Here is a 23,839-nt window from a genome sequence, read left to right on the forward strand (position 1 = left end):
AGTCACATATGGATGTTAAATAATTGGTCACTCAAATGAATCAAGGATATTATTAAAATAATAATTATCACCAAAACTCACCGGACGGTAAGGGTGCAGCTACTTTTTTTTGACCAATAATTGTAGCTGCCATCAGGAAATAATTGAAAGCGCCAACCGTTAATTTTTCGAAGGTTTTTCGCTGCTTGACGACACAAGTCAAGAAAGTTAAAAATGCTGTCTGCGCCAGGCGTCTAACTGCACGCAATAGGTGCCCATGTATTCAAATTTGGTGAAAGTCGATGAAAATCGATGGCAATCCATCACCATCCCTGTGTTGTAAATATGCTGCTGCAATAACAGCATATATGCCATTTCGGCATGTATTTGGAGTGCGTTTTTGAATATCCCCGATTCTCACATGCCATTAACTCGCGCACCTGCGGCGGTGCTGCTGCGTCCTGCCGTTACGTCCGACCAGGCGTTTCTCGATGCCCTGTATTTATCCACGCGCGACGACTTGCAGGCCCTGGCCGGCGATCCCGCGCTGCGCCCCACGATCGCTGCGCTGATCGCCATGCAGCAGCAGGCGCAGGCGACCGGCTACCGGGCTGCCTACCCGGGTGCCGAATACCTGGTGATCGAGCATGGCGGCGCGGCAGTAGGCAGGGTGGTCGTGCACGCTGATGATGGCAGCCTGCGGCTGGTCGATATCAGCGTGCTGCCGGCGGCGCGCGGGCACGGGTGTGCAACCGCTGTGCTGTCGCAGTTGCAGCAGCGCGCCGCCGACGCCGCGCACGCCATGCACCTGACGGTGCGCCGCGATAACGCCGGCGCGCGCCGCCTGTACCAGCGGCTGGGCTTTGCCATCGTTGCCGACGACGCGCTCGACCTGCACCTGCGGTGGCAGCCGTGACCGTCGCTGCGCAAGTCGACGTCGCGCAAGTCGTCGACACAGCGACCGACCCGGCGCTCGAATACCTGGCGCCGCTGCGCGAAGACCTCGCCCTGCAGCCGGCCCCGCCTGGCCTGGACGGCGCGCCGCACTGGCACGTCTACGATGCCGTGCGCAACCGGTTTTTTCGCATCGGCTGGCTGGAATTCGAATTATTGTCGCGCTGGCGCGGCGGCTTGACCGCCGGCGCCCTGTGCGACGCCGTGGCGCGCGAAACCGCGCTGGCCCCCGATGCCGAGGACGTGCTCGACGTCCAGCGCTTCCTGCAACTGAACGAACTGCTGCGCGCCGACCACGCCGGCTTGCGTGCCCACCTGCAGCGGCTGGCGGTCGGCCGCAAGCCGTCGCCGCTCACCTGGATGCTGCACCATTACCTGTTTTTCCGCGTGCCGCTTGTGCGTCCCAATACCTTCCTCGACCGCACCAGCCGCTGGATCTTGCCACTGTTCAGGACGGCATTTTTCGCGACCTGTGCGCTGCTGTCGCTGCTGGGGATCTGGCGCGTGCTCGACCAGTGGTCGGCTTTTTCCAGCACCTTCCTGTATTTCTTCTCGTGGCAGGGCGCCCTGTACTACGGCCTGGCGCTGGCCGTGGCCAAGGTGCTGCACGAACTGGCCCATGCCTACACCTGCAAGTATTACGGGGTGCGGGTGCCGGCCATGGGAGTGGCGCTGATGATGATGTGGCCGCTGCTGTACACCGATACGTCGGAAGCCTGGAAGCTCACGTCACGGCGGGCCCGGCTGGCCATCGGCGCCGCCGGGGTGGTGGCCGAGCTCATACTGGCCGGCATGGCGGCGTTGCTGTGGAGCCTGGCGCCGGACGGCGGCTTCAAGAGCGCCATGTACATCCTCGCTGCCGTCACCTGGGTCAGCACGCTGGCGATCAATCTCAATCCGTTCATGCGCTTCGACGGCTATTACCTGCTGATGGATCTGCTAGATGTGCCGAACTTGTCGGAACGCAGTTTTGCCATTGCCCGCTGGCGCCTGCGCAAGGCAGTGCTGGGCGTGCAGGCGCCGTTTCCCGAGCCGCAGCTGGCGGCGCGCGCGGGCTGGCTTACGCTGTATGCGTACGCTACCTGGCTCTATCGGCTGATCATGTTTACGGGCATCGCCGCCGCCGTGTATTTTTTCTTCTTTAAAGCGTTGGGAGTCATTTTGTTTGCGGTGGAAATAACCTGGTTCGTGTTGCGCCCCGTGTGGACCGAGCTGCGCGCCTGGTGGAGACTGCGCCAGCGTTGGTCGGGCAATGCCGGGCGCAGCGCGCTGGCATTGCTGGGGCTGTTGCTGGTGCTGGCCGTGCCCTGGCGCTCGGACGTGGTGGCAGACGGCTATTGGCAGGCCGGCAAGCATACCCAACTGTTCCCGCCGATGCCAGCGCGCGTGGAACAGGTCCTGGTCAGGGAAGGACAGCCGGTAACGACCGGCCAGCCGCTGTTCGTGCTGACTGCGCCTGCGGTCGACAGCCAGATGCAGCAGGTGCAAAGCCGCATCGACGGCCTGGTGCGGCAAATCAACGGCGCCATCGACAACCCGTCGCTATACGAGCGCTCGCGCGTGCTGGAGCAGGAATTGGCGGCGGCGCGGGCCGAGTATGCAGCCAGCAGCGCCGAATCGGGCCGCCTGACGGTGACCGCGCCGCACGACGGCGTGGTCCGCGATCTCGATACCAGCCTGTATCCGGGCGCCTGGGTGGGCCGGGGGCGCGTCCTGGGACGCGTAGTCGACGCCAGCACGGCGCTGGCGCAGGTCTTCGTGCATGAATCGGATATCGCCCGGGTGCAGCCCGGCGCGCATGCGCAGCTGTTCGAGCGGCGCCATGACGGCGCGGTCATGGCAGCGACCGTGGTCGGCATCGACAGCACCGCCAGCCGCGCCTTGCCTGAAGCCATGCTCTCTTCCGTGCATGGCGGACCGATTGCCGCGCGCGAAAGCCGGCAAGGCGAGTCGGTGGCCAACGAGGCCTTGTACCGGGTGACCTTGCAGCTCGAGCACGGCGGCGGGGCCAGCATGGCGCCGGTGGCGGCGCATATCGATGGCGAGCGCAGCAGCGTACTGTGGCGCGGCGCGCGCAAGGTGGCGGGCGTGCTGGTGCGCGAAAGTGGCCTGTAGCAGGCAGGCTGTCCTGGTATGGCACCGCCGGCAATCGTGCGCGGTGCCGGAATGAAAACAGCCGGTGAGATATCACCGGCTGTTTTCCGTTCAGCGCTGCCAGATGATTATGGCCGGCTCGGCCACTCGCCATACAGGCAGATAATGAATTGCAGCGGCAGGAAGGGCTGCATGTTATTGTGCGGCAAGCTGCCGCCGGTCACGCCCAGCGCCAATGGATGCATGGTGGTGTTGACGGGGGCCGCGGTCGTCACTTCCGTGTATTGGATCACCGGGGTGGGGTTGCGGCCGGCCGAGAAGTTTTGCGACCAGACGCCCGCGCCTGGGGCGGCTTGGTTGCCGACCGCGCTAAGCGCCTGCGGGTAGTGGGTGTGGTTGGGCATCTCGGCCGTGGCCAGCGTGACACTTGCCACGCCGCCCGTTTCCGCCATGTCGCGTGGCGTCAGGCCGGGGCCTGCTCCCTGGTGCATGGGCGCCATGCCATTGAGGTTAGGCAAGCCAAAATTGGTCTTGCCGTCGCCGCCATATTGCGCTCCAAGAATCGCGTACAGGGCCGAATTTTGCTGGATCGGTATCAGCTGGCCATTACAGAAGGCCCAGTCGGCGGGGGCGAACGTGCCGGCGAAGATCCGGATTTCTCCGGTAAATGGATCTGCCATTTTTTCTTCCTTTTAATTGCGCGATGGAAATAGTCCTTGCACGGCGATGCAGAAGTTCAAGGCCAGGAAAGGTTGCATGTTGTTGTGTGGCTGATTCCCGCCAGAGGCGGCGATGGCGTGGGGATCCATGGCGATGTTGGGGGTGACGTCGTAGCCAGCCGCAAAGCTGCCCCAGGTATTGCCGCTAACCAAGGTGGAATTGACGGGCGCGGTCGATGCCAGGATGACATGGTTGTGCGCAGGCATCTCGGGGATGGTCAGCGTATGCGTAGCTTCGCCGGCGGCTACACCTTGCTTGTAGGTGCTGCCGCAGTGGACAGGCACGCGGCCGCGCAGGTCGGGCAATGCGAAGGTCGTGGTGCCATCGCCGCCATATTGCGTTCCCAGCAAGGAGAACAAAGCGACATTGTTCTTGAGCGGTAAAAGCTGGCCTTCGCACGCCGCCCATCCCTTGGGCGTAAAACCGATGCTGAACAAGCGTATCTCACCTAAAAATGGTTCCATCTGTTTTTCTCCTTGAAACTAGCAGTAATTTTTCATGACGAGCTTGCAATTGCAGCTCTTATTGCTGGGTGGGGAAAATGCCTTCTACCGCGATGATGAAGGACAGCGCCATGTAGGGCATCATGTTCTCGTGGGGCTGCGAGCCACCGAAAGGCAAGATGCTCGTTGACGCCATTGGGGCCAGGGTTGCCGTGTTGTTGGTGTAGATATTGCTGTTGGTGGACGAGGCTGCCCAAACGGCACCGGTCGGCGTACCGGCCGAACCGACCGCTGACTGCGCCGCCGGAATGTGTGTGTGCGACGGCAGCTGGCTGTTAATCAAGGTGACCTCCTCGGTGCCGCCCGCCATGCCCTGTGTATAGCCATTGCCTTTGTGAATAGGCACGCGGCCGCGCAAGTCCGGCAGGCCGAAGGTGGTGGCACCGTTGCCACCATACGTGGTGCCCAACAAGGTAAACAGGGCCTGGTATTGGCTAACGGACAGCAATTGACCGTTGCACATTTCCCAGCCAAGAGGCGCATAGTTTCCCGCGAAGATGCGGATTTCGCCCAGATAACATTCCGACATACATTCCCCCCTTACTTTAGTGACGCGAAAAAAACGGAAAAGCCGTTAATTTTGTAAAATACTTTATCAGATCAAGAGAATATCTCCAGTAACTTTTTTGAGGGGCGAGGGGTTTACATTGCAGTTATTTATTTGTAGAAAAGAGCCGGGTATTCAGCGCGGCTGTCTGGTCGTGACAGCCATGGCGGATATTATCGAGCCGGGGCCGGTTCGATAGTTATTAAAAATGACATAATCAGACTTGCCGCCCCGGCTCGCTTGCAGTGACTATCTGCAGCCGCTTGTACAGCGCGCCAGGCGCAGCGTTTCGAGCGCCTGATAGTGCGCTGCCAGCGGTGCTGCCAGCTGCGCCAGCCTGCCGTCCTGCTGCGGTTGCGGATCGCCGCTGTAGGCGTCGTCGCGGTACTTGGAATGAAACTTCGAGCGCATCTGCATCGCGTCGAGCTGGTCCGGTGTGCAACTGATCGACAGCAAGGCAAGCAGGTCTGAAAACACCAGCGCCGGCAGCTGCTCATAATTGATCAGCGTGAGCTCTCCGGCCAGCGCATGACTGCGCGCTGCCGTGAAAAGGCTGTCGAGCACCAGTGCCGCAAATGCGTCGAGGTCTGCCGCCGCCACCGGCCGGTCGGGCAGGGGCAGCAGCGCAGGATGGATCTGGCCCGGTACCATTTGCGGTCCGCGCCGGCGCTGGTGCGAAGCGAGCACCGCGTGTGGCTGGCGGTACAGGAACAGGCAGGGGGTGCCGGGAAACGCCTGGCGCAGCAGGGGCAGGCTGTGGATATGCCAGCAATCGAATTTGATCACGTAGGTATCTTCCGCGCCGGTGCGGCGCTGGCCCATGGCCAGCATCGCCTGGCGCAGCAGCGTCACCGTGTCGCTACCGCCGTGGTCGTGGTGCATACGCAACAGCGAGTCGATGATCGGCGGCTCGGACATGACGATGGCCTGCGGTAGCGACGCCAGTAATTGCGTCAGCAGGGTGGAGCCGCAGCGCGAGACATGGAAAATGAAGGCATCCGGCGCCAGTGCATTGCCCAGCTGAAACTGGTCAAGCGCCTGCGGCGGCGTAACGCAGACGCGGCGCTGTTCGCGTGGCTGGCGCATCAGCGTGTTTTCCACAAACGAATCGGTAAAGGCGATGTTTTGCATGTCGCGCCACGCCAGCGTCGCGGCGCCATCCGCAGGGCCGGCCGTCGCGGTCACCGGAAACCAGTGGCGCATGTCCATGCCAGGCTGCCAGCCGACCTGCTCGCCGCGGGCCAGCTGGCGCTCATGGGCCGCAAAGCCGCTGGTGGCGCTCATGCCGTCACCCTGGCGCACAGCGCGGCCAGCCGATCGGCCTCGGCCACTGCAGCGGGCGCGCCGATGCGGCGCAGGCTGGCGATCAGTTCGTGGACATTGCCGTCATGGATGCCACGCACGCCGTAACGCGGTGCCGGCCTGGGCACGAAACCGGCCGCAGCGAACTGGTCCCGCAGCCAGTCGTTGGTGGTGCAGTCCAGTACCAGGTGCACGCGGGCCGCATGGCCATGGTTTGCCACCGCGTGGCGGCAGCTGGCGTCCATGTACCAGGCATGGCCGGCGTCAAAATGCACGGGTTGGCCTTCGATGTGGAACAGCACGCGGGGCGAGGTATGGATGGGGATGTGGATGCGCGTGACGCCATCGGCCAGCGCCGTGCCGGGATCGGTATGCTCGCGTATCACCGCGCCCGCTGCCAGCGCCATCAGCCTGGCAGCGCCCACCTCGCACTCGAAGCGGCCGATCACCTGCTGCAGGTACGGGCAGCGCGCCAGTTGCGGCGTATCGGCGTAGCTGGCGCCGTCGAGCGGCATGATCTGGCGCGCGTCGCCGCCCGGCGCGCGCAGCGGCAGGCAGCTCCAGCCGTTTTCATAGGCACAGGTATTGAAATGGCTGATCCAGTCGGCGGCCGCGAACCGGTCGCTGTCCTGCTGCATGCGGGCCACGTCGAACTGCAAGAGCAGCCGCAGCCAGGCGCTCGGTGCGCTCATGCCGCTACTGGCCAGGCTGAATGGAAAGACGAGGAAAGGCCAGGCATCGGCGCTCCAAAAAAGGTGGTTCACATACTGTGCAATTTGCTATGCTGCCAACGTTTATGTCGTCTTGCAACTAATTTGACGGGATTTTTCAATGACAACGATTTCTGAGGCCGTTTCGTCCAGCGAAAGCCAGGCCGAACTGGCGCGTATTGCCCGCGCCCTTGCCGATCCGGCCCGTTCGCTGATCTCGCTGATCGGTGAAACCGGGCAGCTGCGCGCCCTGGTCGAGCGACATACGCGGCTGTGCATGGACGGTTCTGTCCACATGAGCGTGGGTACCAGTTTCCTACCCAGTGGCAAGGCAATTTCGCCGATACAAGCGGCCCTGTGTGCGCGCGAACCGTTGCGCACCGCTGCCTTTATCCAGGGACTGGCGCAAGCGATCCGCCATGCCGCCGTGCCTGGTCGCCCGGTGTCGGTGCTGTATGCCGGCTGCGGCCCGTTCGCCTTGCTGGCCCTGCCGCTGATGGCCGTCTTCACGCCGCAGCAAGTGCGCTTCACGCTGCTGGAAGTGCACCAGGACGCGCTCGACGATGCGCGCGCGCTGATCGATGAGCTGGACTATGGCGCCCACGTTGCCGGGTTTGTCTGCGCCGACGCCGCCACCTGGCGCATTGCGCCCGAGATGCAGGTTGACGTCATCGTCAGCGAAACCATGAACACGGCGCTGGGCAAGGAACCGCAGGTGTCCATCATGCGTAATCTGTTGAGCCAGGCGCCGCAGGCCACGCTGGTGCCAAGCGCCATCGCCGTGCATCTGGGGACGGTGGGGCGCAGAGGCGGCGAGCCGTGCACCGACTGGGGCCGCATCTTCGAGATTGATGCCGCCGCGATCATGGACTGGCAAACGCTGCACGGGCCGTCGCTGCCGGCGGCCACCATCCGTCTGCCCGAGGTGCTCGGTGAGGGGCCAAGGCTGCTCACGCGTATCCGCGTGTACGACGGCATTGCCCTGCTCGATTATGAAAGCAGCTTGAACCTGCCGCTGCACCTGCCGGGAAAACCGCAGTTGCCGGGCGGCGCGACGCTGGCATTTTCGTATCAACTGGGCCCGGCGCCGGGGTTGGCGTGGGAAGTCGTGTAACGGCCTCCGGCCTCTCCTGGCAAGTGACGTTTTTACCGCCTGCGATGGCGCTGGAGGGGGCGGATCGGCGTGCGAGACTTGCCTCGGTGGGACCATGATGTTATGTTGATATATCTGGGAAAGTAACATTTTCCCTCTAACAACCAATTGTCGCCCGCCACTATGTCCGTAAACACTCGCTCCAGCATTGTCTCATTCGCGTTGAAAACCCTTGTCGGCGCCGTTGCCAGCGCAGTGTTGATATCGGCTAACGCTGCTGGACTGGGCAAACTCACCGTGCTGTCGGCACTGGGCCAGCCGCTGCGCGCCGAAATCGAACTGAGCGCCGTCACCCCCGAGGAGGCCAGCGGCCTGTCGGTGCGGCTGGCGCCAGCCGACGCCTTCCGCACCGCCAATATCGACTTCAACCCCGCGCTGTCCGCACTGCGCTTCGAGGTCGAACAGCGCAATGGCCGCCAGGTGGTGCGCGTGTCGTCCAGCCAGCCGCTCAACGAACCGTTTGTCGACCTGCTGCTGGAACTGAACTGGAATGGCGGGCGCATGGTGCGCGAATACACGTTCCTGCTCGATCCGCCCGAAATGCGCGGCGCGCAGTCGCCGCAGGTGGCAGCACCGGTGGACCTGGGGCCGGCGCGTACGCCGACCACCACCACGGCGCCGGCCACGGCGCCGGTCGCAGCCAGGGCGCCCGCCGCCGCTGATGCCAAACCAGCCGCCAGGCCGGCAGCCAAAGCCACCGTCGAGGAAATCACTGTCAAGCGCGGCGATACCCTGAGCGCCATCGCCAGCCAGGTCAAGCCGGTCGATGTCTCGCTCGACGTGATGCTGGTGGCGCTGTACCGCGCCAACCCGGAAGCGTTCATGGGCAACAATATGAACCGCCTGAAGTCCGGCCAGATCCTGGCCGTGCCTGACGCCGGCGCCATCCGCGCCGCCGACGGCGATGGCGAGTCCGGCGCCCGCAGCGTGGTGGTGGCGCATGCGCGCGACTTCAACGCCTACCGCGCCCGCCTGGCTGGCCAGGTCGCCAACAGCACGCCGTCCAAGGATGCCGGCACTGGCCAGAGCTCGTCGGGCAAGATTACCGCCAAGGTCGAGGAAAAGCCGAACGCCGTCAACGCCGCGCGCGACAAGCTCACCCTGTCCAAGGCCACGGCCGACAAGCCGGGCGAAGGCAAGACCGGCGCCGCCGTCGAAGACAGGATCGCCAAACAGAAGCAGGTCGAGGACGCTTCGTCGCGGGTGCAGGAACTGGAAAAGAACGTCAACGACCTCGAGAAGCTGATGGAGGTCAAGAGCAAGTCGGCCGCCACGGCCCCGGTCGCGCCGGCTGCGCCAGTCGCCGCTGAGCAGGCCGCGTCCGCGCCGGCGCCAACCCGGATGGCGCCGGTGATTCCGCCGCGCAAGCTCGAAGAACCGGGCCTGTTCGACAAGCTGATGGCCAATTCGCAAATGGTGGGCCTGCTGGTGGCCGGTTTGCTGGTGGCCGTGGTGGCGGCGCTGGCTGCCATTGCCGCGCGTCGCCGCCGCAAGTTCGTGGTGCCGCGCGACGAATCCGGCCCCGATGGCCTCGACGCCGCGCCGGCCTGGGATCCGGCGCCGACCGCGCCAGCCGCTGCTGTTGCAGGTGGTGTGGCCGCCGGTGTTGCGACAGATGCGGCGGCAGTGGAGCCGGTGGTCGGCGCCGACAACAGCGGCTTCGACACCCACTTCGCGCCGTCGGCCAGCCAGCTCGACAACAACGAAGTCGATCCGGTGGCCGAAGCCGATGTGTACATCGCCTATGGCCGCGATGCGCAAGCCGAGGAAATCCTCAAGGAAGCGCTGCGCAACCATCCCGAGCGCCATGCCGCGCGCCTGAAGCTGCTGGAAATCTACGCCAACCGCCACGATGCCCGCACCTTCGAGAGCCAGGCGTCGGAACTGTATTCGCTCACGCGCGGGCAGGGCGACGAATGGGCGCAAGCCGCGCGCATGGGCCGCGAACTCGAACCAGGCAACCCGCTGTACGCCAGCCTTGACGCCGACAGCGCCGACAGCTTTGGCACCGCGCCGGTGGCAGCCACTGCCGGCGTGGTGGCTGCTGCCACGGCCGCTGCGGCCTATGCCGCCTACGACCACGACGATAGCGATGGCGATGTGCCGGCCGAGGCGACCGCGTTCGGCGCCGCAGCGGGCGGTGCTGATGCTTACGATACCGCGCCGGCCGCCTACGACACCGGTTTCAATGACGACCTGGAAACTGCCTTGCCGCAGGCGGCGGATGCCGCTGTCTCGCCGGCTTCGGTGGCTGCACAAGCGAACGCTGCCGATTTCGGCCTGGGTGGCCTGGACTTTGCCGCGCCCGACCCGTATGCGCAGGATCCATTCGGCAAAGTGCCGGCCGAGACCGTGCCGTTCCTGCAGGACGACAATTTCAACCTGTCGCTCGACAAGCCTGCACCGGCGCCGGCCGAGGAGCCAGCATACGACCCGAGCATGGACTTCAGCCTCGACCTGCCAGCCGAACCGGCCCAGCCGGCCGCGTTGGACAAGGCATCTGTGGCAGCCGACGCCGATGCCACCCGCGTACCGCTCGACTTCGACGCTGCCGACTTCACCATTCCCGACGTGCCGGCCCTGGCCGTGCCGCCAGCAGAGCCGGCCCCGGCGCCAGCGCCAGCCGTGGCTGACAAGGACGCTGCGCCCGAGTTCGACCTCTCCGGCATCGATTTCGACTTGAACAGCCAGCCCGAGCCGGCGGAACCGGCTGCCAGCGCCGAGACAGGCCGTGCCGAGACTGGCCGTGCCGAGACTGGCCGTGCCGAGACTGGCCGTGCCGAGCCAATGTCGGCGCTGCACATGGAAATGGATACCAAGCTCGACCTCGCCGTCGCCTACCAGGAAATCGGCGACAAGGAGGGCGCGCGCGAACTGCTCGACGAAGTGCTGCGTGGCGGCAGCGACGAGCAGGTGGCCAAGGCCACCGCGATGAAGGAGCAGCTGGGCTAAGCGCGCCTGATGAGCCTCCAGCGCGGCGTTGCAGCTCCTCGCCGTACGTTCGTACTGTCTTCGTCGCTGCGCCTTGCGCTGGAGGTTTTATCAGGCGCTCCAGCCGCGGCGGTGCAAGCGATATAATGGCCGATTCGGAAATTCAGATTGGGCAGCAATTGAAACGGATCGCAATCGGCCTGCAGTACGACGGCACCGCCTGGCACGGCTACCAGAAACAGGAAAGCGGCCACACGGTGCAGGATCAGCTCGAACGGGCCCTGGAGAAATTCGCCAGGGTGCCGCTCGCTACCACCTGCGCCGGCCGCACCGATACCGGCGTCCATGCGCTCGAACAAGTCGTCCACTTCGATACCGACCTGTCGCGCGACCCCAATGCCTGGCTGCGCGGCGTCAACGCGTTTTTGCCGCCGTCGATCGCGGTGCGCTGGGCCAAAGAGCTGCCGGGCGACCCCGGCGTCAATGATTTCTTCCACGCCCGCTTCAGCGCGCGCGCCCGCACCTATCATTACGTGCTGTACAACAATCCCACCCGCTCGCCGCTGCTCGAAGGTCGCGCCGGCTTTTATTTCCGTCCGCTCGACGTGGAACTGATGCAGCAGGCCGTGCCGCCGCTCTTGGGCTGGCACGACTTCACGGCATTCCGCGCGGCCCAGTGCCAGGCCAAGTCTCCCGTCAAGCTGATGCACGACATCCGCATCCAGCGTCACGGTGAGCTGGTGGTGTTTACCATTACCGCCAACGCCTTCCTGCACCACATGGTGCGCAACCTGGTCGGTTCGCTCGTGTACATCGGTACGGGCCGCCAGCGCCCCGAATGGCTGGGCGAGTTGCTCGAATCAAAAGACCGCCATGCCGCCGCGCCCACCTTCATGCCCGACGGCCTGTACCTGGCCAAGATCGATTACGACCCCAAGTGGGAACTGCCGCTCGAAACCACCGCGCCGCTGCCCTGGTTCTAAAGGAAACGCTCATGCAACGCACCCGAATTAAAATTTGCGGGCTGACCCGCGTGGAAGACGTGCAGGCGGCAGTCGCCCTGGGCGCCGACGCCATCGGTTTCGTGTTCTATCCGAACAGCCCGCGCTACGTCACGCCCGAGCAGGCCGCCGCGCTGATCGCGGCCGTGCCGCCGTTCGTCACCTGCACCGGCCTGTTCGTCAACGCCACGCCGGAGCAGGTGGCGGCCGTGGTCAAGGTGGCGCCGGTATCGCTGGTGCAGCTGCATGGCGACGAGAGCATCGCCGAGTCGGCGGCGATCGCTGCAGCGTGCGGGCGACAGTTCCTGCGCGTGTTCCGGGTGAAACCTGACACCGCGCCCGCCGATTTGCTAGAATACGAGCAGCTATGCCGTGCCGCCAGTCCCTTGTTCACCAGCCTGTTGCTGGATACATATGTGGATGCTTATGGTGGCGCAGGAAAGGGTTTTGATTGGTCTCTCGTTCCAAAAGAGCTCGCGCCTCGGGTCGTTTTGAGTGGTGGCTTGAGCGTACACAACGCCACTGATGCGGTGGTGAGCGTACGCCCCTACGCGGTCGACATCAGCAGCGGTGTCGAAGCAGCGAAGGGGATCAAGGACGCCCGCAAGATCGCCGATTTTATTGCGGCGGTGCGGGCCGGAGATGACCAGCTCGACAGAGCAACCCTGAAAGAACACCCCCATGAAAGCCTTGCCTGAGATTGGCGCAGCAGCGCCCCTGTTCCACGCCACCGATTACGACTTCCCTAACGCCAGCGGCCACTTCGGCCCGTACGGCGGCTCGTTCGTGGCCGAAACCCTGACCTATGCACTGGCCGAGCTCAATGCCGCCTATGCGCGCTACAGCAAGGACCAGGAATTCCTGGAAGAATTCCGCTACGAGCTCAAGCATTTCGTCGGCCGTCCCTCGCCGATCTACCATGCCAAGCGCTGGTCCGAGATGGCCGGCGGCGCGCAAATCTATTTCAAGCGCGAAGACCTGAACCACACCGGCGCCCACAAGATCAACAACGTGATCGGCCAGGCGCTGCTGGCGCGCCGCATGGGCAAGAAGCGCATCATCGCCGAGACCGGCGCCGGCCAGCATGGCGTGGCCACGGCCACCATTTGCGCCCGCTTCGGTCTCGAATGCGTGGTGTACATGGGCAGCGAGGACGTCAAGCGCCAGGCGCAGAACGTCTATCGCATGAAGCTGCTGGGCGCGACCGTGGTGCCGGTGGAATCCGGTTCGAAAACCCTCAAGGATGCGCTCAACGAAGCAATGCGCGACTGGGTCACCAATATCGAAAACACGTTTTATATCATCGGCACCGTGGCCGGCCCGCACCCGTACCCGATGCTGGTGCGCGACTTCCAGTCGGTGATCGGCGAGGAATGCCTGGTGCAGATGCCGGAAATGACGGGCCGCCAGCCGGACGTGGTGACCGCCTGCATCGGCGGCGGTTCGAACGCCATGGGCATTTTCTACCCGTATATCGACCAGAAACAGGTGCGCCTGGTGGGAGTGGAAGCGGCAGGCGAGGGCCTCGACGGCAACAAGCACGCGGCCTCGCTGACCAAGGGCTATCCGGGCGTGTTGCATGGTAATCGCACCTATTTGCTGCAGGACGAGAGCGGCCAGATCATCGAGACCCACTCGGTCTCGGCCGGTCTCGACTACCCGGGCGTGGGGCCCGAGCACGCTTACCTGAAAGATATCGGCCGCGCAGAGTACGTCTCGATCACCGACGACGAGGCCTTGCAGGCGTTCCACGATTGCTGCCATATCGAAGGCATCATTCCGGCGCTGGAGTCGTCGCATGCGCTGGCGTACGCGGTGAAGCTGGCCGCTACACTGCCGAAGGACAAGATCATCCTGGCCAACCTGTCGGGCCGGGGTGACAAGGACATGCATACGGTGGCGGAGCGGATGGGGCTCAATTTCAGCTGATTTTTCTGGCTTAGATCGTTTCCCATTCATTCTCATAGAAAGCACACCATGTCCCGTATCGCCGCAACTTTTGCCGCCTTAAAAGAGCAAAACAAGACCGCACTGGTCACCTTTATTACTGCAGGCGACCCCGGCCCCGCGCTCACGGTACCGCTGATGCACGCGCTGGTGGCCGGCGGCGCCGACATCATCGAGCTGGGCGTACCGTTCTCCGACCCGATGGCCGAAGGCCCGGTGATCCAGCGCGCCTGCGAACGCGCGCTGGCGCATGGCGTCGGCATCCGTGACGTATTCGGCTACGTGGCCGAATTCCGTAAGACCAACCAGGCGACCCCGGTGGTGCTGATGGGCTACGCCAACCCGATCGAACGCATCGGCGCCGAAGCGTTCATCGCCAATTCGCAGGCCGCCGGCGCCGACGGCGCCATCGTGGTCGATTATCCGCCGGAAGAGTGCGAAGACTTCGCCGCCGCCATGCGCGCCGCCGAACTCGACCTGATCTTCCTGCTGGCGCCCACCTCGACCGAGGAACGCATCAAGCAGGTGGCCCGCGTTGGCGGCGGCTTCAGCTATTACGTCTCGCTCAAGGGCGTCACTGGCGCCGGCAATATCGACACCGTGGAAGTGGCGCAGCGCCTGGCCGCGATCCGCGAGCACGTCTCGCTGCCGATCGGCGTGGGCTTCGGCATCCGCGACGGCGCCACCGCCCGCGCCGTGGCCGACGTGGCCGACGCCGTGGTGATCGGCAGCCGCATCATCCAGGAAATCGAACAGCACGGCGCCGAAGGCGCCGTGGCAGCGGTGCAGACCTTCGTGGCTGGCATCAGGACTGCGCTGGACGCCTGATTTTTTCGATTCGTCGGGAACTCCGGCCTTGAACCGTAGTCAAACAATGACTATGTTAATAGGCGGGGTTATGCGATGCATTTTGAGTGGGATTCGATCAAAGCAACGGCGAATCTGCGCAAACACGGTGTAAGCATCGAAGAAGCCAGCACGGTGTTTACCGATATGAGTGCGAGGGAAGCATTTGATCACCTGCACTCCGATGACGAAGATCGATTCCACCTTCTAGGCATCAGTGAGAACGATCGGCTATTGGTGGTGTCTTATTGCTACCGAAGAAACTCTGTTGTACGCATCATTTCAGCGCGAGAGGCGCAGCCGCGCGAGAAGATTCGTTACATGGACAGGTGAAGAAAATGACCAAGCCAGTAGATTTTTCCGATGCTATCCCCAATCCATACTTCGAAACGCTCAGCAGAGAGGTGACTTTTCGGCTGGATTTTCGTTCGATCGAGTATTTCCATAAGCTCGGTGAACCTTACGGTCTGCGCGCCGAAGAAATGATATATCGATATCTTCGCCATCTGGCAGGATCAGGCTACAGCGCCGACTTGGGATTGCTCACGCTGGAAGAACGCAAACTGCTTGAAGAATCATTGGCGGAGGATACCGACACTGCTGCTGACGCATAGTAGCTTTCCTCTAAAGCAGCTTTAAAGCAATGACTCAAAGTAAAAATTAATGTATTGCAATGTTCGACAGGGTCGCCAGAAACGGCTACACTTCGGCCACGAGTAAGCTGCAAGGAGAAATTATGAGTTGGTTAGAGAAACTGCTGCCCCCGCGCATCCAGCGTTCAGACGTTGCCGCGCGCAAGACCATGCCCGAAGGGCTGTGGGTCAAATGCCCGTCGTGCGAAGCCGTGCTGTATCGCACCGACCTGGAGTCGAACCTGCACGTGTGCCCCAAGTGCGACCACCACATGCGCATCCGCGCCCGCGAGCGGCTCGACAGCCTGCTCGACGCCGGTGGCCGCTATGAAATCGGCATGGACACGCTGCCGGTCGATACCCTGAAGTTCAAGGACAGCAAGAAATACCCTGACCGCCTCAAGCAGGCCATGGAAGCTACCGGCGAAACCGACGCCATGATCGTCATGGGCGGCGCCATCCTTAGCATGCCGGTTGTCGTGGCGTGCTTCGAATTCGACTTCATGGGCGGCTCCATGGGTTCCGTGGTGGGCGAGCGCTTCGTGCGCGGCGCGCAAGCGGCGCTGGAGCAGAAAGTGCCGTTCATCTGCATTACCGCCACTGGCGGCGCCCGCATGCAGGAAGGCCTGTTGTCGCTGATGCAAATGGCCAAGACCACCTCGATGCTGACCAAGCTGTCCGAGAAAAAGCTGCCATTCATCAGCGTGCTGACCGACCCGACCATGGGCGGCGTGTCCGCCTCGTTCGCCTTCATGGGCGACGTGGTGATGGCCGAGCCGAAAGCGCTGATCGGCTTTGCCGGCCCGCGCGTGATCGAGAACACCGTGCGCGAGAAACTGCCGGAAGGCTTCCAGCGCTCCGAGTTCCTGGTCACCAAGGGCGCCATCGACATGATCGTCGACCGCCGCAAGATGCGCGAAGAAATCGCCCGCTTGCTGGCCCTCCTGCAAAATCAACCGGTAGAAGTAATAGCCTAAAGGAACCTCGCAGGCCGCGCAGTAGGTTTGCGAGGTTCCCACCACGCGGCGCGCAATCGGATATGATCCGGCCTGCGCGCCGTTCTTATTTCAGAGTCCCACATGTCCAATCTCCCCACCACCTTGCCCGCCTGGCTTGCGCTGCTCGAATCGCGCCATGCCGAAACCGTCATCAACATGGGCCTCGACCGCGTGCTTGCGGTCAAGCAGCGCCTGCAACTGGCATTTACCTGCCCGGTGATCATGGTGGCCGGCACCAATGGCAAGGGTTCCACCTGCGCCATGCTCGAATCGGTATTGCTGCGCGCCGGCTACAGGGTGGGCCTGTACATCAAGCCGCACTTCCTCGATTTTAACGAGCGCGCCCGCGTCAACGGCGAGCTGGCCACTGATGAGGCGCTGGTCGCAGCGTTCAATGCGGTCGAGGCTGCACGCGGCGACACCACGCTCACGTACTTCGAATTCACGACCCTCGCCATCATGCGCCTGCTGGCCGGCGCCGGCATGGACGTGGTGATCCTGGAAGTGGGCCTGGGCGGCCGCCTCGATGCGGTCAACATCGTCGATGCCGACGTGTCGATCGTCACCAGCGTCGATATCGACCATACCGACTACCTCGGTGACACGCGCGAAGCCATCGGCTTCGAAAAGGCTGGCATCTTCCGCGCCGGCAAGGTGGCGATCTGCTCCGACCCGGTGCCGCCGCAAACCCTGATCGACCATGCCGAGGCAATCGGCGCCGACCTGTGGCTGATGGGCCGCGACTTCAATTATTCGGGCGACAAGCAGCAGTGGAACTACGGCGGCCGCTCGCAGCGCCGCAATTCGCTGGCGTACCCGAGCCTGCGCGGCGCCAACCAGATCCTCAACGCCTGCGCCGCGCTGGCTGCGCTCGAAGCGCTGCGCATCGAATTGCCGGTGGGCGCGCAGGAAGTGCGCACCGGCCTGGTGACGGTGGAACTGCCGGGCCGCTTCCAGGTGCTGCCGGGCCGGCCGACCGTGATCCTCGACGTCGCCCATAATCCGCACGCGGCCTCGGCGCTGAACCAGAACCTCGGCAACATGGGCTTTCACCCGTATACATTTGCCGTATTCGGCTCCATGCAGGACAAGGATATCGACGGCGTGATCGCCGCCATGTCCGAGCATGTCGATCACTGGTGCCTGGCCACCTTGCCGTCGCCGCGCTCGGCCACGGCATCGGAACTGGCGGCCAAGGTGCAGCTGGTGCAGGAAGACAAGGCCGAACGGACCATCAATATCTTCGACGATCCGGCAGCAGCGTACGCAAATGCGGTCAGCCGGGCCGGGGAGAATGATAGAATTGTGGTCTTTGGATCTTTCCTCACTGTTGCCGGCGTCATGGCAGCGCGAAAATCCTCATTCCATTGAACACACAGGACTGAAATCACGCATGGGCTTGTTCTCGAAATTCGGCAAAAACAAGCAAGAATCCGCCCAGGACAGCGGCTATTACACCAGTGCCGATGACCAGGCCGCGCTCGAGCGTGCCCGTTCCAAGCGCGCTTCGTCCACCGATGGTCCGCGGCGCCGCTCGCGCGACCGCGAAGCGGACGATCCGGTCTTGCCTGAAAAGAAACGCGCGCGCCGCCGTCTGGTCGGCGCCATCGCCCTGGCGCTGGCCGTGGCGGTCGGTTTGCCGATGCTGCTCGACTCCGAGCCCAAGCCGCTGGCGTCCGACATCGATATCAAGATCCCCTCGAAAGAACGTTCGGCCGGCGCCCCGGCCGTCGGCGGCGAGCGCCGCGCCGCCACCATTCCTGATAGTGACACGCTCGACAGCCGTGAAGAAATTGTCGAGGACGCCAAACCTGCTGCCGCGGTAGCGGCCAAGCCGGCCGCCAAGCCCGAGACCGGCCTGTCGGCGCAAGCCCAGGCGCACTCCGACGAACTGGACCGCTCGGTGGCCGCCAGCGAAGCGCGCGCCAAGGCCGAGGCCGACGCCCGCAACAAGCAGGAAGCCGATCGCCGCGCCGAGCAGGAACGCAAGCGCGAAGCCGAGCGCAAGCTGGCCGATGCCAAGGCGGGAGCCAAGGCGGAAGCCGACGCCAGGACCAAGGCCCGCGAGGAAGCCAAAGCCAAGGCGGACGCCCGCGCCGAAGCCGACCGCAAGCTGGCCGAGTCGCGTGCTGCCGACATCAAAGCCGCTGAAGCCAAAGCCGCCGCCAAGCCCGCCGCCGAGAGCAAACAGGCGCAGGATGCGCGCGCCCTGGCCATCCTGGAAGGCAAAACTGCCAAGCCGCCTGGTGCGTCCAACGTTGCAGCCGAATCCGGCCAGAAATTCGTATTGCAAGTGGCCGCACTGAGCGACCAGGCCAAGGTCAGCGAACTGCGCGAGCGCCTCAAGCAGGCCGGCATCAATTCGTACACGCAAAAAGCGCCGTCGGGCGAGGTCACGCGCGTGCGCGTGGGGCCGTTCAGCAGCAAGGAAGAGGCGGAAAAAGTCCGCGCCAAGCTGCAAAGCATGGGCCTGGCTGGCCGCCTGGAAACCGTCTGACCTGTTTGCACCGTCTGTCGTGACCATCTTCGACTACCTGGTGATCTTCGTGCTGGCCGCGTCGGTCGTGATCAGCATGGTGCGCGGACTGGTCAAGGAAGTGCTGTCGCTGGTGGGCTGGATCGTGGCGTTCGTGGTGGCCAACGCCTATGCGGCGCAACTGGCAGTCATGCTGCCGGCAGTCGTGCCCGGGGAAATACTGCGGCTGATCCTGGCGTTCATCGCCCTGTTCATCGGCGCGCGGATACTGATGGGTTTGCTGTCCATGGTGCTGGGCGCCTTGCTCGACGCCGGTGGCCTGAGCCTGTTCGACCGCCTGCTCGGCGCCGTGTTCGGCCTGGGCCGTGGCCTTGTAATCGTGCTGGCCGCCGTCATCTTGGGTGGAATGACGGCATTGCCGCAAGAAGAACTCTGGAAGAATGCGCTGCTCAGCCCGTACTGCGAGCTGGGAGCGCGCGTGGTCAAGGACTACCTTCCCGCTGCAATGGCGCAGCATGTGAATTTTTGAAGTTTGAATTTGTGAATTGAATCAACGTTTTTAAATCTGCAAGTCCAGTCCAGGAGCATCAACATGTGTGGCATCGTCGGCGTCGTCTCCCATCAACCTGTCAACCAACTGCTGTATGACGCATTGCTGCTGTTGCAGCATCGCGGCCAGGACGCGGCAGGTATCGCTACCAATCACAGCAGCATGTTCGCCATGCACAAGGCCAACGGCCTGGTGCGCGACGTGTTCCGTACCCGTAATATGCGTACGCTGCAAGGCAACTCGGGCATCGGCCACTGCCGTTACCCGACCGCCGGTTCGTCGAGCGAGGAAGAAGCGCAGCCGTTCTACGTCAACGCACCGTTCGGTATCACGCTGGCCCACAACGGCAACCTGACCAACTGGGAACAGCTCAAGGAAGAGATGTTCAAGAACGACCGCCGCCACATCAACACCGATTCCGATTCGGAAGTGTTGCTCAACGTGTTGGCGCACGAAATCCAGAAGGCCACCGTCGATATCTCGATCGATGCCGAAACCATTTTCCAGGCGGTTACCGTGCTGATGCGCCGTGTGCGCGGCGGCTATGCTGCCGTGGCGCAAATCGCCGGCGTCGGTTTGCTGGCCTTCCGTGATCCGTACGGCATCCGTCCGCTGTGCCTGGGCATCAATGAAACCGAGCAGGGCAACGAATACCTGATCGCTTCCGAATCGGTGGCGCTCGAAGGCATGGGCTTCCGCTTCGTGCGCGACATCGCGCCCGGCGAAACCGTCTTCATCGACAATGACAAGCAGCTGCACACGCGCCAGTGCGCCGACAACCCGTCGCTCAACCCGTGCGTGTTCGAATTCGTGTACCTGGCCCGTCCCGACTCCGTCATCGATGGCGCCTCGGTGTACAGCACCCGCCTGAAAATGGGCGAGTACCTGGCCAAGAAAATCGTGCGCGAAGGCCTGGCCGACGATATCGACGTCGTCATGCCGATTCCCGATTCGTCGCGTCCGGCTGCCATCCAGCTGGCGCTGGCGCTGGGCAAGGAATACCGCGAAGGCTTCATTAAAAACCGCTACATCGGCCGTACCTTCATCATGCCGGGCCAGGCCGCGCGCAAGAAATCCGTGCGCCAGAAGCTCAATGCGATTCCTGACGAGTTCAAGGACAAGGTCGTGCTGCTGGTGGATGACTCCATCGTGCGCGGCACCACCAGCCGCGAGATCGTGCAGATGGCGCGCGACTCGGGCGCCAAGAAAGTGATCTTTGCGTCGGCCGCGCCACCGGTGATCTACCCGAACGTTTACGGCATCGACATGCCTACCCGCGACGAGCTGATCGCCCACGGTCGCACGGTGGAAGAAGTGTGCCGCGAGATCACCGCCGACGCCCTGGTGTACCAAGACATCGATGCGCTCAAGCAGGCCATTTCCGACGTCAACCCGGCGCTGACCAGTTTTGAGGCGTCGTGCTTCGACGGCGTGTACATCACCGGCGACGTCAGCCGCGAGTACCTGGACAAGCTGGAAAACGAGCGCAACAACCCGACCAAGGCCGCCAAGCCGGAAGATGCGGGCCGTTCGCAGCTGAACCTGAACCTGGCCGCCGCCGAGGGCTGATCGTCCATGACAGACAAGAAAAACTACGGCTTTACCACCACCATCCTGCACAACGACCGCCAGAAGGGCATCGAGCACGGATCGCTGCACAAGCCGATCCATACGTCGGTCGCGTTCGGCTATGCCGATGCGCGCCAGCTGGCTTCGGTATTCCAGGGCAAGGAGCCGGGCTTCCGCTACGGGCGCCAGGGCAACCCCACCATCGCCGCGCTCGAAGACAAGGTGAACAAGATGGAGCAGGGCGTCGGCACGATCTGCTTCGCCACCGGCATGGGCGCGATCGGCGCCGTGTTCCAGGCGCTGCTGCGCACGGGCGACCACGTGGTGTCGTCGTCGTTCCTGTTTGGTAACACCAACAGCCTGTGGCAAACCACCATGGCGCAGGGCGTGGGCGTGTCGTTTGTCGATGCCACCGATGTTGCCAATGTCGAGGCGGCGATCACCGACAACACCCGCGTGGTATTTGTCGAAACCATCGCCAACCCGCGCACGCAGGTGGCGGACCTCAAGCGCATTGGCGAAATGTGCCAGGCGCGCGGCATCCTGTACGTGGTCGACAACACCATGACCACGCCGTATTTGTTCCGGCCGAAATCGGTCGGTGCCGGCCTGGTGGTCAATGCGCTGACCAAGTCGATCGGCGGCCACGGCAATGCACTCGGCGGCAGCCTGACCGACACTGGCGCGTATGACTGGACCCGGTTCCCCAACATCTACGAGAACTACAAGAAGGCGGCGCCGCTGCAGTGGGGCCTGGCGCAAATCCGCGCCAAGGCGCTGCGCGACTTCGGTTCGTCCCTGGCGCCCGAGGCGGCGCACCACATTGCCGTCGGCGCCGAAACCCTGGCGCTGCGCATGGAACGCACCAGCAGCAACGCGCTGGCGCTGGCCACATTGCTGGAATCGGACGAGCGGGTGGCGGCGGTGTACTACCCGGGCCTGGCGTCGCATCCGCAGCATGGCATCAGTTCCGAGCTGTTCCACAAGCACGGCTCGCTGCTGAGCTTTGAATTGAAGGATGGCATCGATTGCTTCGATTTCCTCAATCGCCTCAAGCTGGCGATCCCGGCGTCGAACCTTGGTGACACGCGCACCCTGATCATCCCGGTGGCGCACACGATCTTCTTTGAAATGGGTGCCGAACGGCGTGCATCGATGGGGATTGCGGAGTCGCTGATACGGGTGTCGGTCGGCATCGAGGATGAGGGCGACCTGCTGGAAGACTTCAGCTGCGCGCTGGAAGGTTGTTAAAACAATGGACCGCCGCGGCGGTCCATATTTTTTAGTGCCAGGTGCGCATCAGCCCTACTGCCAGGCCTTCCAGTGCAAACTCGTCCGCCTCGGGATCGACCTTGATGATCTTGAACTCCGGGTTCTCCGGCAGCAGTTCCACCAGCGAACCGGTCTTGCGATAGCGCTTGACCGTTACCTCGTTGCCGATGCGCGCCACCACGATCTGGCCATTCTTGGCGCTGTCGATTTTTTTCACGGCCAGCAGGTCGCCATCCATGATGCCGGCGTCACGCATCGATTCGCCGCGCACCTTGAGCAGGTAGTCGGGCTTGGCCGAGAACATGGCGGGATCGACGCTGTAGTTCGCCTCGAGGTTTTCCTGCGCCAAAATCGGCGAGCCGGCAGCCACGCGGCCGATCAGCGGCAGCGACATCATCAGCGCGGCAGGCATCTTGGCGGTAGAAGGCTCGGCATGGACACCGAGCAGGCGGATGCCACGCGAGGTGCCGGCCGCGATTTCAATCGCGCCCTTGCGCGCCAGCGCCTGCAAGTGTTCCTCGGCGGCGTTGGCCGACTTGAAGCCCAGTTCGTTGGCAATCTCGGCGCGCGTGGGCGGGAAGCCGGTGTTTTCGATGGCGTCCTTGATCAGATTGAGAATTTGTTCCTGGCGTGCGGTGAGCTTGATCATGGGCGTGGTCAGTAAAAAAATGGGCTGTGTATATAGACAGTCTGTATTTTTGTACAGTATGACCGCCAATGCAAGGGAATTTCTTGCTTTGAGCGAAATAATGTGAAAAAAGTTGTTGCACAGGGGAGCCTGCCGCGCTCCCCTATGAGAAATCAGCGCGTTGCCCCTTGCGGCTGGATCACGAATCGCACGCCGATGTCACGTTTGGCGCCCGGTTTGAGGGTAAACCCGCTGGTCACCCAGCTGGCGTACTGTTCGCCCTGCAGTTGCCCGCTCGGCATGGCTTGCCAGCTATCGAGCGGGGTGCGGCCGTCCGGTTGCAGCCGCAGCCCCGGCGCCTCGCCGTTCGCGCGCGCCACTTCCACCGAGCCCAGCGTGCCCGGGCGCGGCTTGACGGTGCTGCTGCTGGCCCGCCGTTCCTCGGCAGAGGCGCCGAAGCCTTGTTGTTCGAACACCATCGGCATGCTGGCGGACACCACCTGCACCGGTTGCCGTCCCCGGTTGATCAGCGTAAAGCGCAGCACCAGCGTGCCGCGTTCGTTGAGCCAGCGCCGTTCCACTGCCAGCGGCACGCTAGCGCCCAAGTCGGCGCCCATGCTTGCGCTGATATCGGCAGCGGCCAGCGCCCGGCCTGCCGGCAGTTCGCGGATCGGCCGGCGCGCCGCGAACGAGGTGTAGGAGCGCTGCGCGCCATTGCCGGTGCGGACGGTCAGGGCCAAGTCACCGAGGTGGCGGTAGCCATTGCCCTGGCGCGCATCTTCGCGCGGGCCGGGCACGAAATCGAAGCTGGGGTCGAGCACGGGCGTGAGGCGCGCCAGGGTCTGGGTGTCGGTGCGCAGTGCGAACAGCAGGGCGGGGGTGCTGTAGGCGCGGGTCTTGATGGGCGCCGGTTCGTGTGGTGCGGCAGCCAGGCCGGGCGGAGAGAACAGCAGGGCGGACAGCGCCGCAAGTGCCATCAGATGCTTCATGATCATGTTCCCAGGACAAGAAAATCGCACTGTAGCAC

General features: G+C 63.5%; 23 protein-coding genes. 16 read left to right on the forward strand and 7 right to left on the reverse strand.

Annotated elements, in window-relative coordinates; all coding sequences use genetic code 11:
- Positions 1 to 400: 400 nt before the first annotated feature.
- Both SR858_RS05845 and SR858_RS05850 read left to right on the forward strand, forming a co-directional pair.
- On the forward strand, positions 401 to 895 hold the full coding sequence (locus SR858_RS05845; protein WP_040377916.1) for a GNAT family N-acetyltransferase: 495 nt from the start codon (positions 401 to 403) through the stop codon (positions 893 to 895).
- Positions 883 to 3,048, forward strand: coding sequence for an HlyD family efflux transporter periplasmic adaptor subunit (locus SR858_RS05850; protein WP_019922661.1), 2,166 nt, complete (start codon positions 883 to 885; stop codon positions 3,046 to 3,048). Before SR858_RS05845 ends, SR858_RS05850 begins: the two co-directional genes overlap by 13 nt.
- A 107-nt stretch (positions 3,049 to 3,155) precedes the next feature.
- Here the strand turns inward: SR858_RS05850 and SR858_RS05855 are convergent, their stop codons facing one another.
- From SR858_RS05855 to SR858_RS05875, 5 genes are all read right to left on the reverse strand, one after another.
- Positions 3,156 to 3,707: a phage tail protein gene (locus SR858_RS05855; protein WP_019922660.1), complete on the reverse strand. Its 552-nt coding sequence runs from the start codon at positions 3,705 to 3,707 to the stop codon at positions 3,156 to 3,158.
- Between the two features lie 12 nt (positions 3,708 to 3,719).
- On the reverse strand, positions 3,720 to 4,211 hold the full coding sequence (locus SR858_RS05860; protein WP_040377915.1) for a phage tail protein: 492 nt from the start codon (positions 4,209 to 4,211) through the stop codon (positions 3,720 to 3,722).
- 58 nt (positions 4,212 to 4,269) lie between these two features.
- Complete coding sequence (locus SR858_RS05865) at positions 4,270 to 4,779, reverse strand: phage tail protein (RefSeq protein WP_026637431.1); 510 nt, start codon at positions 4,777 to 4,779, stop codon at positions 4,270 to 4,272.
- Positions 4,780 to 5,046: 267 nt separating this feature from the next.
- On the reverse strand, positions 5,047 to 6,081 hold the full coding sequence (locus tag SR858_RS05870; protein WP_154819962.1) for a hypothetical protein: 1,035 nt from the start codon (positions 6,079 to 6,081) through the stop codon (positions 5,047 to 5,049).
- Positions 6,078 to 6,791, reverse strand: coding sequence for an aspartyl/asparaginyl beta-hydroxylase domain-containing protein (locus tag SR858_RS05875; protein WP_040377941.1), 714 nt, complete (start codon positions 6,789 to 6,791; stop codon positions 6,078 to 6,080). The genes SR858_RS05870 and SR858_RS05875 overlap by 4 nt, the downstream gene beginning before the upstream one ends.
- A gap of 139 nt (positions 6,792 to 6,930) precedes the next feature.
- Here SR858_RS05875 and SR858_RS05880 point away from each other — a divergent pair, with 139 nt between their 5' ends.
- From SR858_RS05880 to SR858_RS05945, 14 genes are all read left to right on the forward strand, one after another.
- Positions 6,931 to 7,923: an SAM-dependent methyltransferase gene (locus SR858_RS05880; protein WP_019922655.1), complete on the forward strand. Its 993-nt coding sequence runs from the start codon at positions 6,931 to 6,933 to the stop codon at positions 7,921 to 7,923.
- A 201-nt stretch (positions 7,924 to 8,124) separates the two neighbouring features.
- Positions 8,125 to 10,914 (forward strand): FimV/HubP family polar landmark protein, encoded by a 2,790-nt coding sequence (locus tag SR858_RS05885; protein WP_322534503.1) that lies wholly within the window; start codon positions 8,125 to 8,127, stop codon positions 10,912 to 10,914.
- Positions 10,915 to 11,072: 158 nt separating this feature from the next.
- Complete coding sequence (truA, locus tag SR858_RS05890; RefSeq protein WP_026637430.1) at positions 11,073 to 11,876, forward strand: tRNA pseudouridine(38-40) synthase TruA; 804 nt, start codon at positions 11,073 to 11,075, stop codon at positions 11,874 to 11,876.
- Positions 11,877 to 11,887: 11 nt separating this feature from the next.
- Positions 11,888 to 12,592: a phosphoribosylanthranilate isomerase gene (locus tag SR858_RS05895; protein WP_019922652.1), complete on the forward strand. Its 705-nt coding sequence runs from the start codon at positions 11,888 to 11,890 to the stop codon at positions 12,590 to 12,592.
- Positions 12,576 to 13,823: a tryptophan synthase subunit beta gene (gene trpB / locus SR858_RS05900; protein ID WP_019922651.1), complete on the forward strand. Its 1,248-nt coding sequence runs from the start codon at positions 12,576 to 12,578 to the stop codon at positions 13,821 to 13,823. The genes SR858_RS05895 and trpB overlap by 17 nt, the downstream gene beginning before the upstream one ends.
- A 48-nt stretch (positions 13,824 to 13,871) precedes the next feature.
- Entirely contained in the window at positions 13,872 to 14,669 is a 798-nt protein-coding gene (gene trpA, locus SR858_RS05905) for a tryptophan synthase subunit alpha (RefSeq protein ID WP_019922650.1), read from the forward strand.
- A gap of 75 nt (positions 14,670 to 14,744) precedes the next feature.
- Positions 14,745 to 15,020 carry a BrnT family toxin gene (locus tag SR858_RS05910; protein WP_084670014.1) on the forward strand — a complete coding sequence of 92 codons (276 nt, stop codon included), beginning with the start codon at positions 14,745 to 14,747 and terminating at the stop codon, positions 15,018 to 15,020.
- A 5-nt stretch (positions 15,021 to 15,025) separates the two neighbouring features.
- The gene (locus SR858_RS05915) at positions 15,026 to 15,301 is read left to right on the forward strand and encodes an antitoxin (RefSeq protein ID WP_154819960.1); all 276 of its coding nucleotides are present in this window, start codon (positions 15,026 to 15,028) and stop codon (positions 15,299 to 15,301) included.
- Between the two features lie 122 nt (positions 15,302 to 15,423).
- The gene (accD, locus tag SR858_RS05920; protein WP_019922648.1) at positions 15,424 to 16,296 is read left to right on the forward strand and encodes an acetyl-CoA carboxylase, carboxyltransferase subunit beta; all 873 of its coding nucleotides are present in this window, start codon (positions 15,424 to 15,426) and stop codon (positions 16,294 to 16,296) included.
- A gap of 102 nt (positions 16,297 to 16,398) precedes the next feature.
- Complete coding sequence (folC, locus tag SR858_RS05925; RefSeq protein ID WP_019922647.1) at positions 16,399 to 17,688, forward strand: bifunctional tetrahydrofolate synthase/dihydrofolate synthase; 1,290 nt, start codon at positions 16,399 to 16,401, stop codon at positions 17,686 to 17,688.
- A gap of 22 nt (positions 17,689 to 17,710) precedes the next feature.
- Positions 17,711 to 18,814, forward strand: a complete 1,104-nt coding sequence (locus SR858_RS05930) for an SPOR domain-containing protein (protein WP_019922646.1) — start codon at positions 17,711 to 17,713, stop codon at positions 18,812 to 18,814.
- A 19-nt stretch (positions 18,815 to 18,833) separates the two neighbouring features.
- Complete coding sequence (locus tag SR858_RS05935) at positions 18,834 to 19,322, forward strand: CvpA family protein (protein WP_019922645.1); 489 nt, start codon at positions 18,834 to 18,836, stop codon at positions 19,320 to 19,322.
- A gap of 63 nt (positions 19,323 to 19,385) precedes the next feature.
- Complete coding sequence (purF, locus tag SR858_RS05940) at positions 19,386 to 20,912, forward strand: amidophosphoribosyltransferase (RefSeq protein ID WP_019922644.1); 1,527 nt, start codon at positions 19,386 to 19,388, stop codon at positions 20,910 to 20,912.
- 6 nt (positions 20,913 to 20,918) lie between these two features.
- Positions 20,919 to 22,163, forward strand: a complete 1,245-nt coding sequence (locus SR858_RS05945; protein ID WP_019922643.1) for a cystathionine gamma-synthase family protein — start codon at positions 20,919 to 20,921, stop codon at positions 22,161 to 22,163.
- 31 nt (positions 22,164 to 22,194) lie between these two features.
- Here SR858_RS05945 and lexA read toward each other — a convergent pair whose 3' ends face one another.
- On the reverse strand, positions 22,195 to 22,833 hold the full coding sequence (gene lexA / locus SR858_RS05950; RefSeq protein ID WP_026637429.1) for a transcriptional repressor LexA: 639 nt from the start codon (positions 22,831 to 22,833) through the stop codon (positions 22,195 to 22,197).
- A gap of 152 nt (positions 22,834 to 22,985) precedes the next feature.
- Positions 22,986 to 23,801, reverse strand: coding sequence for a DUF5695 domain-containing protein (locus tag SR858_RS05955; RefSeq protein WP_154819959.1), 816 nt, complete (start codon positions 23,799 to 23,801; stop codon positions 22,986 to 22,988).
- Between the last annotated feature and the right edge of the window lie 38 nt (positions 23,802 to 23,839).

It is taken from the genome of Duganella zoogloeoides (genome assembly GCF_034479515.1).
Classification (GTDB): Bacteria; Pseudomonadota; Gammaproteobacteria; order Burkholderiales; family Burkholderiaceae_D; genus Rugamonas; species Rugamonas zoogloeoides.

Excerpts from the sequence above, each read along its gene's own strand:
- purF (WP_019922644.1), top strand. The coding sequence starts at position 19,386 with ATGTGTGGCATCGTCGGCGTCGTCTCCCATCAACCTGTCAACCAACTG.
- trpA (WP_019922650.1), top strand. The coding sequence starts at position 13,872 with ATGTCCCGTATCGCCGCAACTTTTGCCGCCTTAAAAGAGCAAAACAAG.
- SR858_RS05870 (WP_154819962.1), bottom strand. The coding sequence starts at position 6,081 with ATGAGCGCCACCAGCGGCTTTGCGGCCCATGAGCGCCAGCTGGCCCGC.
- SR858_RS05880 (WP_019922655.1), top strand. The coding sequence starts at position 6,931 with ATGACAACGATTTCTGAGGCCGTTTCGTCCAGCGAAAGCCAGGCCGAA.
- accD (WP_019922648.1), top strand. The coding sequence starts at position 15,424 with ATGAGTTGGTTAGAGAAACTGCTGCCCCCGCGCATCCAGCGTTCAGAC.
- SR858_RS05910 (WP_084670014.1), top strand. The coding sequence starts at position 14,745 with ATGCATTTTGAGTGGGATTCGATCAAAGCAACGGCGAATCTGCGCAAA.
- SR858_RS05930 (WP_019922646.1), top strand. The coding sequence starts at position 17,711 with ATGGGCTTGTTCTCGAAATTCGGCAAAAACAAGCAAGAATCCGCCCAG.
- SR858_RS05855 (WP_019922660.1), bottom strand. The coding sequence starts at position 3,707 with ATGGCAGATCCATTTACCGGAGAAATCCGGATCTTCGCCGGCACGTTC.
- SR858_RS05860 (WP_040377915.1), bottom strand. The coding sequence starts at position 4,211 with ATGGAACCATTTTTAGGTGAGATACGCTTGTTCAGCATCGGTTTTACG.
- folC (WP_019922647.1), top strand. The coding sequence starts at position 16,399 with ATGTCCAATCTCCCCACCACCTTGCCCGCCTGGCTTGCGCTGCTCGAA.
- trpB (WP_019922651.1), top strand. The coding sequence starts at position 12,576 with ATGAAAGCCTTGCCTGAGATTGGCGCAGCAGCGCCCCTGTTCCACGCC.
- SR858_RS05875 (WP_040377941.1), bottom strand. The coding sequence starts at position 6,791 with ATGAGCGCACCGAGCGCCTGGCTGCGGCTGCTCTTGCAGTTCGACGTG.
- SR858_RS05945 (WP_019922643.1), top strand. The coding sequence starts at position 20,919 with ATGACAGACAAGAAAAACTACGGCTTTACCACCACCATCCTGCACAAC.
- SR858_RS05895 (WP_019922652.1), top strand. The coding sequence starts at position 11,888 with ATGCAACGCACCCGAATTAAAATTTGCGGGCTGACCCGCGTGGAAGAC.
- SR858_RS05955 (WP_154819959.1), bottom strand. The coding sequence starts at position 23,801 with ATGAAGCATCTGATGGCACTTGCGGCGCTGTCCGCCCTGCTGTTCTCT.
- lexA (WP_026637429.1), bottom strand. The coding sequence starts at position 22,833 with ATGATCAAGCTCACCGCACGCCAGGAACAAATTCTCAATCTGATCAAG.
- SR858_RS05865 (WP_026637431.1), bottom strand. The coding sequence starts at position 4,779 with ATGTCGGAATGTTATCTGGGCGAAATCCGCATCTTCGCGGGAAACTAT.
- SR858_RS05915 (WP_154819960.1), top strand. The coding sequence starts at position 15,026 with ATGACCAAGCCAGTAGATTTTTCCGATGCTATCCCCAATCCATACTTC.
- SR858_RS05845 (WP_040377916.1), top strand. The coding sequence starts at position 401 with ATGCCATTAACTCGCGCACCTGCGGCGGTGCTGCTGCGTCCTGCCGTT.